We start from the raw sequence: 15,427 nt of genomic DNA on the forward strand, positions 1-15,427 counted from the left end.
GATGGGATCTGGAGATCCCGATGAAACTACAACATTTACCTATTTTAGCCATTGGCTCACTAGCCCTGAGTGCCTGTTTTGATGGTAAACACAGCAACAATGACAGTCTACAAGCTCACCATAATGTCAGCTGGTTTCTGGCACATGACAAGTTGTTGGGTAGCATCTTAAAACAATGCGCTGATGATCCTGCTCGATATAAAAACAATCCTGAATGCATTAATGCACTTCAAGCTGCTAATCAAAGAAGTGCTGGCGAGTTACAACCAGTGCACATTGATGTTAGCAAATTGCCTAAACATCACGGTTGGAATTAGGAAAACGTCATGGCTGGGCAAAGTACCTTATACCAAAGCATTTTCCATATGGTGGATCACGCCTTAAACAACTACATCAATCAAGGTGCCGTTAGGATGATCCACTACCTGCTACCGTTATTCAGTAGTTTGATGATCATCTGGATTGCAGTTTGGGGCTACAGTTTGATGTCTGGTAGAAGTGAAGCACCATTACAAGATGGATTCTTTCGCATCTTGCGAGTCGGTTTCATTTTAGCCTTGGGGTTAACAGCCAGCCGTTACAATCAAACTGTGGTGACATTCCTTAGCGAAACACCGCAACTGTTAGCCTCAATTGTTACGGGTTCATCAAGCCAAAACGCCGCAGGACTGCTGGATAAATTGTTCAGTCAGGTTTTTGGCCTTGCCGATACCTCATGGCGACAAGGTGGTGTGATGAACGGTAATGTCGGAATGTACTTTTTAGCCATTGCCGTGGTGTTGATTGGAAGCTGTCTGACCTTGCTTGTAGCATTCTTTATTCTATTGAGTAAGGTCATGGTCAGTATTTTACTTGCTATCGGACCTGCTTTCTTTGTGCTGTTGTTGTTCCCTGCAACCCAACGTTTCTTTGAAAGTTGGCTGGGTATGGTACTCAATTTCGGTTTCATCTTGTTGCTGGGTGTTACTTCAGGGCAATTGATGACTTCGGTTGCGGCTGATTATCTCGCACAAATCGCTCAAAACCATTCTACCGTTTCTACGTTAAGCGACAGCTCCATGCTGTGTATTGTGCTTGGACTGTGCATATTGGTGATGAAGCAAATCCCTGCAATGGCAGCGGCTTTAGGTGGCGGTGTCGCAATTGCCGCAAACGGAGCCATTGCACACAGCCTACATGCTTTGCGCCCAACCAGCTTACGCCATCAATACCGAACCTTACGACGAGATTTGAATTACACAGGGCAAGCCATCGCTGCACCACTCAAACCAGTGGGCGCCAGTTATCACGCCTACCAACAACATTTTGGTGGCAACAGTATTTCGGGGAGATCAGAACAATGAAACGATTTATCTGTATCAGTTTGTGTTTGCTATTAACCCATTGCGCCAGTGCGCCAAAACCACCTCATTGCTCAGATAATGGCAAAGGACTGCAACCCGTCAACACCACACCCATTGTGATAAAGGAGGCGATGAATGCTGAGTGAAACACTAGCCGCCCCTTTATCTCACAAACAACTGGCAAAGCAATATTTCAAAGAAGCCAAAAGCTGGGATGCCGAAACCAACGTTGCTACCAAAAAGTCAGAGCAAAGAGCATGGCGTTGCTGTGCTTTATTAACTCTAATTGCCATTATGCAAGGCATTGGTTTGTTGTGTTTACTGCCGTTAAAAACCATCGAGCCATTTGTGATCCGAGTGGATAACAATACTGGTTTGGTTGATGTGGTATCAACCCTTGCTAGCCAAGGGCAAGTCAAACTCAAAGCACAAGAAGTAATGGACAAATATTGGTTGACTCAATATCTAGAGCATAGAGAAAGCTATCAGTGGGATACACGGCCTTATGATCGCAATGTGGTTGGGATCATGTCATCAGAGCCAGTCCAACAAGAATATGCTGCTGCGACCGACCCAAAGACGAACTCGCAAGCTCCAATCAAGTTATACCAACAATCTGCTCAAGTCAGGGTAAACATTCAAGCCATCAGTTTTATCGCCAGTAACAAGGTCAATGGTGAGCAACATAAAACCGCTTTAGTTAGATACAGCAAGCAAGAATTACAACAAGGCGAACAGCATCCAACCACCCATTGGATTGCCACCATCACTTTTACCTATCGCAATTCTCCGATGAAATTAGCAGATCGACGTTTGAATCCTTTGGGATTTCAGGTACTGAGTTACCGCAACGACCAAGCCATTGGAGGGAATTAATATGCTTCTATTACTTCCTTTATTCGGTCGCATTTTAAAATACTTTATACAGAAAAGTTTCTGGATGACTGTCTTCGCTGGCATGATGTTAGTTTTATTACCTTGTATGGCAAACGCCCTCGAAATTCCCCACTTCGGTCTACTAGATAAACGAGTTCGCCATATCAATTACCAAGCCGAACAAGTGATTAAATTGGTCGGTCATTACGGTTTTACCACTGACATTGCCTTTGATAATGATGAAACCGTTAAGCAAATTGCCATGGGAGACAGTGAAGCATGGTCAGTAACACCCGTTGCCAATCATTTGTTTATCAAGCCCAAAGCACAAAAAGCCATTACCAATATGACTATCCTCACCAATAAACGAGTGTATCACTTCGAACTGTCAGCGCACTGGTCACAACATGGCGCTCACCCTATTCCCAATGACATGATGTTCGCTATCGATTTTCTCTACCCCGATCAATTTAACACTCAAATTCATCAACAGCAGCAACATCTAGCTTTACGAAAAGCGCTCAATAGCGATCAAACACCGCAAATAGCAAACAGTAATTATGCTTATAAAGGTGATGCCAGCATAAAACCCGTTCATGCCTTCGATGACGGCCGTTTTACTTATCTAACTTTTAACCCCAAACAAGATTTTCCTGCGGTCTATATCGTGAATGCTGATAACTCGGAAAGTGTCGTCAACAGTAACGTTAACCCTCATTACCCACAAACCCTGATCATCCGAAAAGTGGTTAGGCAATTGGTGCTACGCCAAGGCAATAAAGTCGTGTGCCTGTTTAATCAAGGATTCAAACAAGAAGCGCCTGCCAGTTATCAAGCCAGCAACATCAACCATGTAAAACGAGTAATTAAGGGAGAACACCATGGCTGAATCACCAGCAAACGATCCTACTCTTGATACTCAAGCAGTGCCCGAACTTACAGGTAATCACCCTAACCGTTCAGCACTTTCTAAACCCGTGATGATCATTGGTTGTCTGTTGTTGATACTGCTATTAGTTTGGGTCAATGGCGGCTTCAGCCATGAACAAACAGACTCTGTACCTTTAAAGCATCAAGAAATTGGTAACCATTTAGGCAAACCGCCAGAATTACCAAAAGTGACTTCAACACAACCAAAACAACAAAACAGTGGTTCAGACAAACACGGACTGTTACATACTGGCTTAGTAGATTTAGCTGGCTCAGACTCCAACCCTCAGTTTCCAACCTCTACCCAGCAGCATCAATGGACACCAAAGCAGCGTAAGCAACTCGATGATATTTTGGTGGTAAACCAACAATCGCAAATAGCTGATAGGCAGTTAACCACAAGCCGAACAGATAGCAGCAACGTAATTCCCGAGCAACCAAAGGCATTAGCCGCACAACTTCAAGCTACAAGCATTAAAGGCAGTATCGCCAGTCGTATCCTTGATCCAAACTTGTTCATCACTAAGGGCGCATTTCTTGATTGCATATTAGAAACGGCGATCAGTTCAGATGTGCCGGGTATGACTCGCTGCCAGCTCAGCCGAGATATTTACTCAACCAATGGCAAAGTCTTACTACTCGAAAAAGGCAGTCATATTGTTGGTGAATATCAAAGCGGATTACAGCAAGGTGTCGCTCGTATCTTTGTGTTATGGGACAGGATTGAAACGCCCAACGGCATTATCATTGATTTAGATTCACCGGGAACCGATCCATTAGGTCGCAGCGGTCATTCTGGATTTGTTGATGGTCATTTCAAACAACGCTTTGGCAGTGCCATTTTACTCAGTTTGATTGGTGACGCTGGGCAATATGCGGCAAACAAAGCCAACAGTGGTAACAAAAATCAAATTCAATTTGGCAATACCATCAGCGGCACAAAAGATCTGGCTTCAATAGCGCTTCAAGATTCTATTCGTATCAAACCGACTCTACTCAAAAATCAGGGCGAGCATATTAACGTCATGGTCGCTCGGGATCTCAATTTCAGGAGCGTCTATGACTTACAACTTAGCAACTAACACCATTGATAACTGTCGAGCCATTGCCCTGTTAGAACATTTAAAGGTGCTTAAGCCACTGTTTGATATGGACAGCGTAACTGAAGTAGTTATCAATCAACCCAAACAAGCCTTTATTGAAAATTGCCACGGTTGGAGCGAAGTTATCGTTGAAGCCATCAGTGAAGATTACTGCCAACGACTCGCCAAGCTTATCGCTACTTATTCAGGGCAAAAACTGGATACTAGCCATCCTATGCTATCGGCAACATTGCCCTCTGGAGAACGGGTGCAAATCGCTATTCCACCCGTGACCTTAATCGGACGTATTAGCTTCACGATCCGTAAACTATCTTGTGTGTCTTTTACCCTCGATGATTATCAGCAACAAGGTTATTTTCGACTTCCAGAAATTCAACTAAAACAGCAGATTGAACACAAGCTTGATGTCTTATATCAACAAGGTCGCTATGTCGATTTTTTACAGTGGGCTATCGGTGAAAGAAAAAACATCATCGTTTCTGGTGCAACAGGATCTGGCAAAACCACTTTTTTTCGTTCATTGCTGCAGGAGATCCCACAAGATGAGCGATTGATAAGCATTGAGAATGTTGATGAATTACAGTTGTATCGGACTCACGATAACACTGTCAGTCTGTTCTATTCGGCTGGTAATCAAGGTATCGCCCCTGTTACTCAAAAACAGCTTTTAGAATCAAGCCTAAGAATGAAGCCCGATAGAGTCTTTCTTGCTGAACTCATACGAGGTGATGAAGCCTTTTACTTTCTTCGTAATATCAATTCAGGTCATCCCGGCAGTATCACTACCATGCATGCAGGTAGCCCTCAACTCGCTATCGAACAATTGGTGTTATTGCTAAAAGAAAGCCAAGCAGGTTCAACTCTGTCAAAAGAGGAAATCAAACAGCTGATCAATCTGTGTGTTGATGTCACCGTTCAACTCAAGCATGAAAATGGTCGACGATATGTGAGTGATTTGTATTGGAATCGCTACGGTATCACAAGCACAGAGGAAGCCGAGTTGTGATCAACAGAACTTCCTTATCTATTTGGCATTATTTAGCCTTATTACTCATAGCAGTGCTCATCAGCTTATGGCTCAGTGGTGCGCTATTCCTGTATTTCGGCCATCTTCCCGTTAGCCACGCTTCGCCATTAACCATTGCTCAATACGCTTACAGATTTGGGCATGATAAGCGCACCCAATTTTGGTTGATTCTCTCCTGTGTGATTGGTTTTCTGCCTTTAGGCTTTCCTATCGCATTAAAATTTAAACCTAAAAGACCATCCTTGTATGGCGATGCACAATTTGCCACTCATAAAGAGATCCAACAAGCTGGATTACTCGCAAGCCACGGCATCATAGTTGGTAAACTACAATCGCTGTTTAAGCATCAATATTTACAGTTTGCTGGACAACAACATGTACTAATGTCAGCACCAACTCGTAGTGGTAAAGGTGTTGGTGTCGTCATACCTAATTTGCTCAACTGGCGAGATTCAGTAGTCGTACTCGATATTAAACAAGAAAACTGGAACATCAGCGCAGGATTTCGAAAAGCGCATGGACAACAATGCTATCTTCTCAATCTTGCTCCACGAGATTATCTCAGCCACCGCTGGAACCCACTGTATTACATATCCAACGATCCAAGTTTTCGAATCAATGACATTCAAAAAATTGGTCAGATGTTGTTTCCCAATATCGACAGTGAATCACCAATCTGGCAAGCCTCAGCTCGTTCACTATGGCTTGGATTAGTTTTATATCTTTTGGAGACACCACCGCTACCTGTAACCTTGGGCGAAGTGCTGCGCTTACTCAATAAAGGTGACAGTCAATTGATTGAGAAAATCAATGAGCGAATGCAAAGCCAACAACCGCTATCAAACCAATGTCATGCTTCCCTCAGAGAATACCTTGAAACGCCAGAGCGCACACGAGGCTCAATTCGCAAAAGTTTTACCTCAGCCTTAGAGCTATTTTACAACCCGGTAATTGATGTCGTCACCGCAGGCAATGACTTTGACTTACGAACACTTCGACAACAAAGGATTTCTATTTATATTGGTGTCACGCCAGATGACTTACAAAGACTCGCACCTCTGATCAACTTATTTTTCCAACAGCTTATTGATCTTAATACCCGTGAACTGCCAGAGCATGATCCAAGTTTGAAGTATCAACTTTTATTATTGATGGATGAATTTGCCGCTATCGGCAAAATTGGTATTTTAAGCCGTGGGATCAGTTACATTGCAGGTTATGGCATTCGCTTACTAACCATCATTCAATCCCCTTCTCAGCTTCGGGAAATCTACGGGCACGATGGCGCAGAAACCTTAATCGACAACCACGCCTTACAAATCGTATTTGCACCTAAGAACATCAAAATTGCCAGAGAGCTATCCGACAGCCTAGGTAATCAAACCATCAAAAATAGAAGTTGCAGCAAGCAACTATCAGGCAGAGGTGGGCGTAGTGAAAACACCAGCGATCACAGCCGAGCGTTAATGCTTCCACAAGAATTGATGCGCTTAGGCATACAGCAATCCATCTTACTGTTAGAAAATTGCTCACCGATAAAGTGCTGCAAAATCCGCTGGTATCAAGACAAACTGCTACAGCCAAGAGGTAATGACCGCCAACACCAACATTGGGCAACTCCAAATATTAACAAGATTGTGGTGAAGCCTTTGATCAAAAAAAACATTCAATCAGCACCAATCAAACTCGCTACAGATGATACAGGTACTAATTCTCAAATCCCTACAAAACCTGAACAACCTGCCGCAAGCGAACCAGAAGAACCTATCAACTTAAATGAAGTTGAAGAAGCTGAAGTCAATGCCATAGTCGAAGACTACTTTAGCCAGCTGAATAAACCTACAAACGTAAGCCAAACAGAGGAGACAGCCAAATGAATGATGAACCCGTACTGGAACAGCAAACCTATTTAGCGGTTCCTTATGAGCAAAGAGATAAAGCTATACAGCAACTTGGTCAATTGGATAATGGTCGAAACGCCATCAGCTTTGATCCAGAAAACGGTTTATGGTTTGCAAGAAAAGGTACTCGATTGAGTAAGGCCGAACCTTGGCTACCTAATCCCAATCTCTTTAACACACCGACACATCAAGATCCGAACTTTGAGTTTGCACAGGTTTTGGAGTCATCAGGCTTTGTATTAAATGAACCACCACTGTTTGACGGGCAAAAGCATCGTGTCGCAACCATAGATGACAAACGAGGACAAAAAAGCGGTGTGTATTGTGCCTATGGGGATGGTCATCCTGCTGGTTGGTATCAAGATCATCGTAATCACAGCGAACCGCAAAAATGGCATGCCAGCTTTACTCAAACAGATCCTCTTGCCAAGCTGCATATCAAAGCGCATCAAGCAAACCAAAGAACACTGCGAGAAATCACCGCAGCCAAACGCTATCAACATTATGCCACTCGATGTAGCCAAGCTTTTCAGTTGATGCCACCAGCTAATCTAAATCATCCCTATTTATTGAAGAAAAACGTCCAGCCTTTTCCAGATGTGATGCAAGATAAAAAAGGTCGATTAGTGATCCCACTGATGGACGAACATCATAAGGTTCATTCGCTACAAAGGATCAGCCCTAACGGTTTTAAATGTTTAAAGAAAGGCGCACAAAAAACCGCACACTTCTTTGTAGTCGGCTACAAACCGTTAAAAAATGGCGAACCCATACTTTATGCTGAAGGTTACGCTACTGCCGCCAGTATAGCCGAAGCCACCAATCGCAGCGTGGTAATGACTGTTGACGCTGGCAACATGCCCAAAGTGGCTGAAAAGCTCAAAGCCCATTACCCAAACAGCCAACATCTATTTTTGGCTGATGATGATCGGAAAAACAAAACCAACAAAGGATTAGAGAAAGCCCGACAATCAGCAGAAATCACTCAAGGACATTGGCTTAGCCCCAACTTCATCAGTGATGAAATCGAATATGGCATGACAGACTTTAACGATCTTCATGTCAGTCGAGGTTTAGCAGTGCTAAAGCTACAAATTGAAAACCACATTCAACGCTGTTGGCCATATTTGGATAAACCAAGACCTGCCATATTGAATACAATTGAAGCTACCCTTGAACAAAGCGAGAAACAAGCTCAGATAAAGCCAGCTAACTCCATACTGAAACAGCAATTTGAGCCATTAACCAGACTCATAAAAACAGCGGCTAACGATGAACAACTACCACAAGAGCCAAAGCCTAAATCGGCACCAACAACCACTGCTTCAATTCAAAGTGTTATACCTGATAGGATCAATAAAACTTATCTGGCGGTTAACAATAAGTATTACTTCTCAAACCGCCCTTCTAGCCTCGCCTTTATCGATAAAGGCAATAAGCTGCAAACCAAATTGAGCCATGCTCAAATCGTTGGTGATTTACTTACAATTGCTCAGCAACGCAATTGGCAATCCATAAAACTATCAGGCACCAAAGCTTTTAAACGCCAAGCATGGTTACAAGCCTCACTGCAGAACATGACTGTTCGAGGCTACCGCCCTGATACTAACGACCTCAAACAGCTCAAAGCTTTGCAAACCACTAATGGTAAAAAGGAACAGCCTCACCAACCAAAATCTACCGTCAACGAAATTGCTAATACTCCTACTAACAATAATCCAAAAGACACTTTGCAATCTGCCCAAAGTTATAGCCAAAACCTCAAGCCAAAGATCCAACAGCGTTTTATGCAAAAGGTAAAACAAAAGCTAGATGGCCTACTAAATCAATCACATTCACAGCAAAACCACCACACCATCAAGGAGCCTCAACATGAACAATCACTCGAACACCAATTTGAATGATGACTTAGACAACAAACTAAATGACCTAAACATTCCCGGAATCGCCATCGAAGTGACGCAAGCAGAAGCTGAAGAACTAGGCGCATTTGAAGAAGATGCCATAGATGAGACCGATGCACTTGAGGCCAATAAAGAATCGGAGGATCACTAATGGGTACTGACAACAAAAAGCCACCTTATCATGTGCAAGTTGCCGCCAAACTCATCAAACAATTAGAGGAAGGCACCGCCCCGTGGCAAATTCCTTGGAAACCCGGAGTCCCCAAACTGCCACATAACCCAATCAGCGGCACAAGATACAAGGGCTGCAACGCCATTTGGCTTAGTATGCAAGCAAGAACCGACCCACGCTGGATGACTTACAAACAAGCCAACAGCATTGATGCTCAAGTTCGCAAAGGACAACATGGTACTCTGGTTCAGTATTGGAAGTTGTTCGACAAAATAGATAAAACTGATAGCAACGGCAAAAAAATCGTAGGCGCAGATGGTAAACCAATCAAAATAAACATCAAACTCGATCAGCCAAGAGTATTCAGCTCTGTAGTGTTCAACGCAGAACAAATCGACGGCTTACCCGAACTAGAAGCAAACCCATTACCCGAATGGCAACGACACGAAAGAGCAGAAAAGATCCTCAACAATTCAGGCGTACCTATTCACCATGATCAATACGAAAACGCATACTACTGTCCTGCCACCGACAGAATTCACCTACCTGCCAAAAACCAATTTGAAACCGCTGATAATTATTACGCCAGCGTACTCCATGAGCTTTGCCATAGCTCAGGTTCAAAAGACAGACTCAACCGAGATCTATCAGGTCGGTTCGGTGATGAATCTTACGCCAAAGAAGAACTCAGAGCCGAAATCGGCTCACTTATGTTAGGCGACGAACTCCAAATCGGTCACTCATTCTGGCAACACGCCGCCTACATCGATGCATGGATACAAGTTTTGAAAGATGATCCAAGGGAAATTATGAGGGCTTCAAGGGATGCTGAAAAAATACAGGATTTTGTTTTGGGGTTTGAGCAAAATAACCAAGCTTCAAGTGAACGAGTCACTCAGAAAACTATTCCTAATCCAGTTATCTCATTAGAGCATTACGATAAACAAGAGATGGCAGAATTAGAATAATTTTTTAACTACACCAAACAACCATCTTCAAATGATAGCTCTAGCAATCTAATATCTTCTTTCGAAGCAGGTTCAAAAACTTTTTCAGGTACTGGATGTTCCCATAAATCACCTGCAGGCTGAGAAATAATAATATCACCTGTGTAATCAAGTTTGTAATTATCAAAGACCAAGAAATAATCGACGTATTCGTTAACTTCAATAAACTCATCACCATCCCTAAAAGTATACATAGGCTCATACCGAATGCGTTTCTCATGCCTCAAGCCTTTAGGAATTTTTTGAACTTCGACATCACTAAGGCTTAGTTCAATCTTAAATAAGTAAAGCTCGTTATCTGAAACAAACAAATGGTTTCGAGTTCTGCTCCAATTGGACGTCGAAGATAAAGCTGGTTTAAGACCGAAAGCTACCATTTTAGGTACATAGAGGCACAAGTCATTGAAATTATCATCGACATCCCGTAGCTGGTTATCAAAAATAATGGTGTCTTTAATCTGCTCTGTCATATTTAACTAAACAAATTGTGCAATGCATTTAGTAAAGTTAGCAAAAACAGAAAAAAGAACAGGACATATAAATAAAATTTAATTATACCAATGATATAAAGTTCAGCTCTTTGAAATCATTCCCACAAACAAATTAGAAGAAATGATTAGCTAATCCGTTTTATACCAGAATTAAACTTCGATGTAGCGAACAATATTTTATGTATCAATATCGGGTGCTGTCACCTTCGTTTTTCTCAAGGTGATCTTTGGATTATGCGACCCATTGTGACTTTTTCCTAAGACATAAAATAAACCACAGAAAAATATTGTTACACACACTAAAATTAGCCTATAGATATCAAAATCAAGATTCGAAAATAGTGTTTTAAAAAACAAACTACACCAAATAAAAGCTACAAATGCACTAACAATCTGATTGATTTTAGAAACAGAGTAAGCCTTAGGAGTAACAATAAAATTATCTAATTTTGTTTTTGTACATTCATAAAACCCTTGTGGTACATCTGCCCTAGGTCTTTCTGTTAGGGTTTTATACAGAGGACCGAAAATCTCATCTTCCAATAACTCAACATGATTTTCCCAGTTCTCCTGCCAAAATTTACTACCTTTATTTACTAAGAACCAAGCAACTGAAAAGATTACCCCGATAGAGCATATAAGCAGGAGCATAAACTCATTATCAGGTGTTTGAACATTGCTAGACTTCGAATTGTAATAAGCTGCGTAGCCAACAAATGTAGCACCTATGAAAGTCCAAAAATAAGTGGCTCTTTTCCAGTAAAGCTCAATCTCGAATTTTCTGATTTCATAAGCCTGTTTCAGAGCTTGCTCATGAATATCCTTATTTTTCTTAAATAAATCTTCATATTCTTGATGTGAGATTGGATTATTGGGTTGAGTTTTTTTGGTCATTGGAGAGAATTTAAATTGTTTTTTTAAAAGTTTATAGAATAAGTAAGCGTTGACACAGACAAACACTGCCAGCGCATAAACCACCATTACATATAGGGTTAAGCTGACATCGAAGTTCCAAAGGTCAAGTTTACTTGTTGAAATTACCTTTATAGCAGTAGGAAGGTTTACATAAAATAAGACAAAGAACGCAATGAAAATAGGTAAGACTATCTTGTATAGAACCTTATTAACTTCATCACGACAACGCTTTCTTGCTTTATCTCCAGCAGTAGTCTCATCTTGATTAAAAGCACTACTTATCTGAGGCCAAGCCAGATTAAAAAGAAAGGTTATGATTGTTAGTAATAAACCCGATATTGCGACAATATCACTCAACTTCATTTAGTCCCAACTCCCGACAAAGTAGATCATGAGAATCTTCGCTGATTTCAAATTGCCCAGCACTACCTTTTCGTTTGGTAATAGGCTTATATGTTGGCTCATTTTGCGTAATCAGCATATTTAACTCATCTTTGACTACATCAGAATTGATAACGACTAAATACATTTCATTTGTGTATTCGGCTGTTTCGATTACGGATTTCATAGTATTGAGAAGAGCGTCATCCAATTTATGTCTAAAACGAGAAACGGTATTTTTCAGTAATGTCTTGCTTTGACTTTGAGTAAGCTGAAATATCGTTGAGATTTGCGACTCTGTTGGCAGGCTTTCACCAAAATAATTTTGTATCAGATAAAGTAGTCTATCTTGTTTTGCTTCATCAGCACGATTAGGCATTCCACCTTCAACTAACATAGTTAAATATTCAGTCAGTGCTGCTTTTGCGATCTTATTCAGAGCACTTGGAATATCTGCATCTTCTATTTTTAGGGTTTTCTTTATTAACTCTTTTTGTTCTTTCTCAAACTCTTGAGTATCAATATTAAAGGTGATTTCCATTTCAATTCCTTAACTACAACAAACTAATACAGCCAAGATAACCGTTTGCTAATACAACGAAAAGCAGCAGGTTCATCTTAGCTGTCAACTAGGTTTAAAGTGGGTTAAACTTCAACCTCACCCGGCAATACATCTAAACCTAACTCCCTTAAAAATGCATTATGTGTTTTAAGGGCTACCGTGGCTGATTCTTCAATGGCAATTAAGTCCTTGTTAACTTCTTCAAGACTAATCGGCTCTACTTCTTTTTCGATACTCACATAACGAGAAATATTGAGGTTAAAATCGTGCTTCTCGATTTCCTTCATAGAAACTCTACGAGAGTATCTTGGCTCTTCTCTACGATACTGATAAGTTTCGACGATTTTTTCTATATGACCGATTTCACCATCAGGCATCTCATCCGTATTTAACAAGAAATTCTGGCGCTTACCTTTTTTAAAATATTCACTGGCATTGATAAACAATACATCATCGTATTTTTTGCATTTTTTAAGAACAAGAATACAAACAGGAATACCTGTTGAAAAAAACAAATTAGCAGGCAAACCGATCACAGTATCAATATGACCGTCTTTTAGAAGCTTGGTACGAATGCGGTTTTCAGCTCCACCACGGAATAAAACACCATGAGGCAAAATAATTGCCATAGTGCCTTGCTCACTTAAAAAATGGAAACCATGTAATAAGAAAGCAAAATCAGCAGCAGACTTAGGTGCAAGTCCATGAGATTTGAAGCGGAAATCATCACTTAATGCTTCATTAGGTTCCCAACGATAACTAAAAGGAGGATTAGCAACTACAGCATCAAATTGCATTTTTTTAGCCGGGTTCATTTCATTTAGTATGTCCCAATCATTGACCAATGAATCACCATGATGAATTTCGAATTCGGAATCCTTGACACCATGCAGTAACATGTTCATACGTGCAAGGTTATAAGTTGTGATGTTCTTCTCTTGTCCGTAAATCTTGCCAACACCTTGCTTGCCAAGACGCTTTCTAACATTTAACAATAAGGAACCAGAGCCACAAGCAAAATCCATTATTGAATCTAGGTGTTCTCTATTGCCTGTTGCTGGTTCCTGACTGTCTAAAGAAACAATCGCTGATAAAATATCAGAGGTTCTTTGAGGTGTGTAGAATTCACCGGCTTTTTTCCCCGAACCAGCCGCAAACTCACCAATTAGGTACTCGTACGCATCGCCAAGAACATCGCTATCCGTCGAGATACCAGCAATACCTTCTGATATTTTCTGGATTATGGTACATAACTTGGCATTACGAAGCGTGTGGTCTTTCCCTAACTTATCTGAATTTAGATTAATTTCCGAAAATAAACCTTGAAATGTGCTGTCAAAACTTTGGTTTTCAATATATTCAAAACCGTTGGCTAAAGTTTTTAATAGCTCACCTTTCTGTAAACGAGCCAATTCAGCAACACTCTGCCAAAGATACTGAGGTTGAATGACATAATGGACTTTACGGCGCATATGCTTTTCAAATTCTTCAATATCGTCAGGATTATTTTCATACCACACGGTTAACGGTGTGCGTCTATCATGATCTTTAAGATTAGGGTAATCAATACCAAGCTCTTTTTTTGCAGCCTCTTCATAGTTACCTGATAAATAGCGTAAGAACAGAAATGACAACATATAGTCACGGAAATCATCGGCGTTCATAGCTCCACGAAGGCTATTTGCTATCCTCCAAAGAGTATCACCAAGTTCATTTAAAGTATTTTGTGTCATTTTTTACCCTACAATACAAATTGATACTTATTTTTTACGCCATCTAAAACTTCTAAAAATATTTCTTTATTATCTGGAACTAAAACATCTGACTGCAAATTATAAATTTTCTTATGTGAGAGTGCATTAACAATGCTCGCTATTCTTGCTTCATCTTGAATACCGATTTGCTCAAGTACATAAGAAAACCGTCCTACCCCTAAAAATGAAGCAATATTTTCAAGCAACTGTCTTAAAAGACCGAAATGATAGGTGTAAAGTTTTGAACCTTTTGCTTCTTCTAATATTTTTAACAACCTTAAGTGATATAAAAACACATCATTATTTACGTTTTCTAAAACAAGGTCTTCATCATCTCGGCTTAAAATATATTGCTTATATTTTTTCTTCCCTCTTTTAGTTTTGAACTTATCTTGATTTGCCCCTTTGCTAATCCAATCAGACAAAATTGAGAAAATACCAAAATGATGTGTTGTCAAAATTATTTTTTTCTTATCAACATTTTTTTCCAGTAAATCGTATATTGTTGTCGCTGTGATAAAAATATTATGCTCATCTAGGCTCGAAACAGGATCATCAATAAAAATATGCGCATTTTGGGCACCAGCCCAATCATCTACTTCGAACAGTGTTAAAAAGAAGCTCCAAACAAATATTCTTTCTTCACCTCGGGATATTTTGATCTTCGATTCTTGATCATCTCCAAGAAAAAACGAAATAGAATGTATACCCTTTTCAACATCATCATGCTGATTGAAAAAAAAATTATATTTTGGGTTGTATGGCGTTAATTTTTCTCTTATCGCTTCTTCATCTAATAAGCTGTGAAATTGATTTAACGTACTTTCTCTAATAAGCAGGTGAATGTTGTCACCATCATTTTCTTCGTCATTTTCCCAAATGAATAAATCTTCACTAAAAGCATTGTAGTAAACTCCCGTATGACTATTGTCTTCAGGGACTTTTGTTGCATTTTTATATTCAACTGACAGCCTTGTCTTACCTGTGCCATTAAATGCATATACCAATGCAATATTTTCTTCAAGGTCTTTTAATTCTTCTGCAATATTAACCGCATTCAT

16 protein-coding genes are annotated in these 15,427 nt (G+C 40.4%); 11 read left to right on the top strand and 5 right to left on the bottom strand.

Going from position 1 to position 15,427, the window contains the following annotated elements:
- Positions 1-20 precede the first annotated feature (20 nt).
- Genes AC1EU0_RS06805 through AC1EU0_RS06855 form a run of 11 tightly spaced genes read left to right on the top strand, consistent with a single transcriptional unit; the run spans position 21 to position 10,224 of the window.
- On the top strand, positions 21-317 hold the full coding sequence (locus tag AC1EU0_RS06805) for an EexN family lipoprotein (RefSeq protein ID WP_480301430.1): 297 nt from the start codon (positions 21-23) through the stop codon (positions 315-317).
- A gap of 9 nt (positions 318-326) precedes the next feature.
- Entirely contained in the window at positions 327-1,343 is a 1,017-nt protein-coding gene (locus AC1EU0_RS06810; protein WP_480301432.1) for a TrbL/VirB6 family protein, read from the top strand.
- Positions 1,340-1,489, top strand: a complete 150-nt coding sequence (locus AC1EU0_RS06815; RefSeq protein WP_480301433.1) for a hypothetical protein — start codon at positions 1,340-1,342, stop codon at positions 1,487-1,489. Before AC1EU0_RS06810 ends, AC1EU0_RS06815 begins: the two co-directional genes overlap by 4 nt.
- Positions 1,479-2,219, top strand: a complete 741-nt coding sequence (locus AC1EU0_RS06820) for a VirB8 family type IV secretion system protein (protein WP_480301434.1) — start codon at positions 1,479-1,481, stop codon at positions 2,217-2,219. Before AC1EU0_RS06815 ends, AC1EU0_RS06820 begins: the two co-directional genes overlap by 11 nt.
- A gap of 1 nt (position 2,220) precedes the next feature.
- Positions 2,221-3,108 (top strand): P-type conjugative transfer protein VirB9, encoded by an 888-nt coding sequence (gene virB9, locus AC1EU0_RS06825; RefSeq protein WP_480301436.1) that lies wholly within the window; start codon positions 2,221-2,223, stop codon positions 3,106-3,108.
- Entirely contained in the window at positions 3,101-4,231 is a 1,131-nt protein-coding gene (gene virB10 / locus AC1EU0_RS06830; RefSeq protein ID WP_480301438.1) for a type IV secretion system protein VirB10, read from the top strand. Before virB9 ends, virB10 begins: the two co-directional genes overlap by 8 nt.
- Positions 4,209-5,258: a P-type DNA transfer ATPase VirB11 gene (gene virB11, locus AC1EU0_RS06835; RefSeq protein WP_480301439.1), complete on the top strand. Its 1,050-nt coding sequence runs from the start codon at positions 4,209-4,211 to the stop codon at positions 5,256-5,258. Before virB10 ends, virB11 begins: the two co-directional genes overlap by 23 nt.
- A complete protein-coding gene (locus AC1EU0_RS06840; RefSeq protein ID WP_480301440.1) occupies positions 5,255-7,156 on the top strand; it encodes a type IV secretory system conjugative DNA transfer family protein in 1,902 nt (633 codons plus the stop codon). The genes virB11 and AC1EU0_RS06840 overlap by 4 nt, the downstream gene beginning before the upstream one ends.
- Entirely contained in the window at positions 7,153-9,084 is a 1,932-nt protein-coding gene (locus AC1EU0_RS06845; RefSeq protein ID WP_480301442.1) for an LPD7 domain-containing protein, read from the top strand. Before AC1EU0_RS06840 ends, AC1EU0_RS06845 begins: the two co-directional genes overlap by 4 nt.
- On the top strand, positions 9,053-9,235 hold the full coding sequence (locus AC1EU0_RS06850) for a hypothetical protein (RefSeq protein ID WP_480301444.1): 183 nt from the start codon (positions 9,053-9,055) through the stop codon (positions 9,233-9,235). The genes AC1EU0_RS06845 and AC1EU0_RS06850 overlap by 32 nt, the downstream gene beginning before the upstream one ends.
- Positions 9,235-10,224 (top strand): ArdC family protein, encoded by a 990-nt coding sequence (locus AC1EU0_RS06855; RefSeq protein WP_480301446.1) that lies wholly within the window; start codon positions 9,235-9,237, stop codon positions 10,222-10,224. Before AC1EU0_RS06850 ends, AC1EU0_RS06855 begins: the two co-directional genes overlap by 1 nt.
- Before the next feature lie 8 nt (positions 10,225-10,232).
- Here AC1EU0_RS06855 and AC1EU0_RS06860 read toward each other — a convergent pair whose 3' ends face one another.
- From AC1EU0_RS06860 to AC1EU0_RS06880, 5 genes are all read right to left on the bottom strand, one after another.
- Entirely contained in the window at positions 10,233-10,733 is a 501-nt protein-coding gene (locus AC1EU0_RS06860; RefSeq protein WP_480301448.1) for a hypothetical protein, read from the bottom strand.
- Positions 10,734-10,931: 198 nt separating this feature from the next.
- Positions 10,932-12,032, bottom strand: coding sequence for a RipA family octameric membrane protein (locus tag AC1EU0_RS06865; RefSeq protein ID WP_480301449.1), 1,101 nt, complete (start codon positions 12,030-12,032; stop codon positions 10,932-10,934).
- Positions 12,019-12,591: a hypothetical protein gene (locus AC1EU0_RS06870; RefSeq protein ID WP_480301451.1), complete on the bottom strand. Its 573-nt coding sequence runs from the start codon at positions 12,589-12,591 to the stop codon at positions 12,019-12,021. Before AC1EU0_RS06870 ends, AC1EU0_RS06865 begins: the two co-directional genes overlap by 14 nt.
- 104 nt (positions 12,592-12,695) lie before the next feature.
- Positions 12,696-14,345 (bottom strand): type I restriction-modification system subunit M, encoded by a 1,650-nt coding sequence (locus tag AC1EU0_RS06875; protein WP_480301453.1) that lies wholly within the window; start codon positions 14,343-14,345, stop codon positions 12,696-12,698.
- An 8-nt stretch (positions 14,346-14,353) separates the two neighbouring features.
- The gene (locus tag AC1EU0_RS06880; RefSeq protein ID WP_480301454.1) at positions 14,354-15,427 is read right to left on the bottom strand and encodes an AAA family ATPase; all 1,074 of its coding nucleotides are present in this window, start codon (positions 15,425-15,427) and stop codon (positions 14,354-14,356) included.

It is taken from the genome of Parashewanella sp. 2210YD4-3, assembly GCF_056591735.1.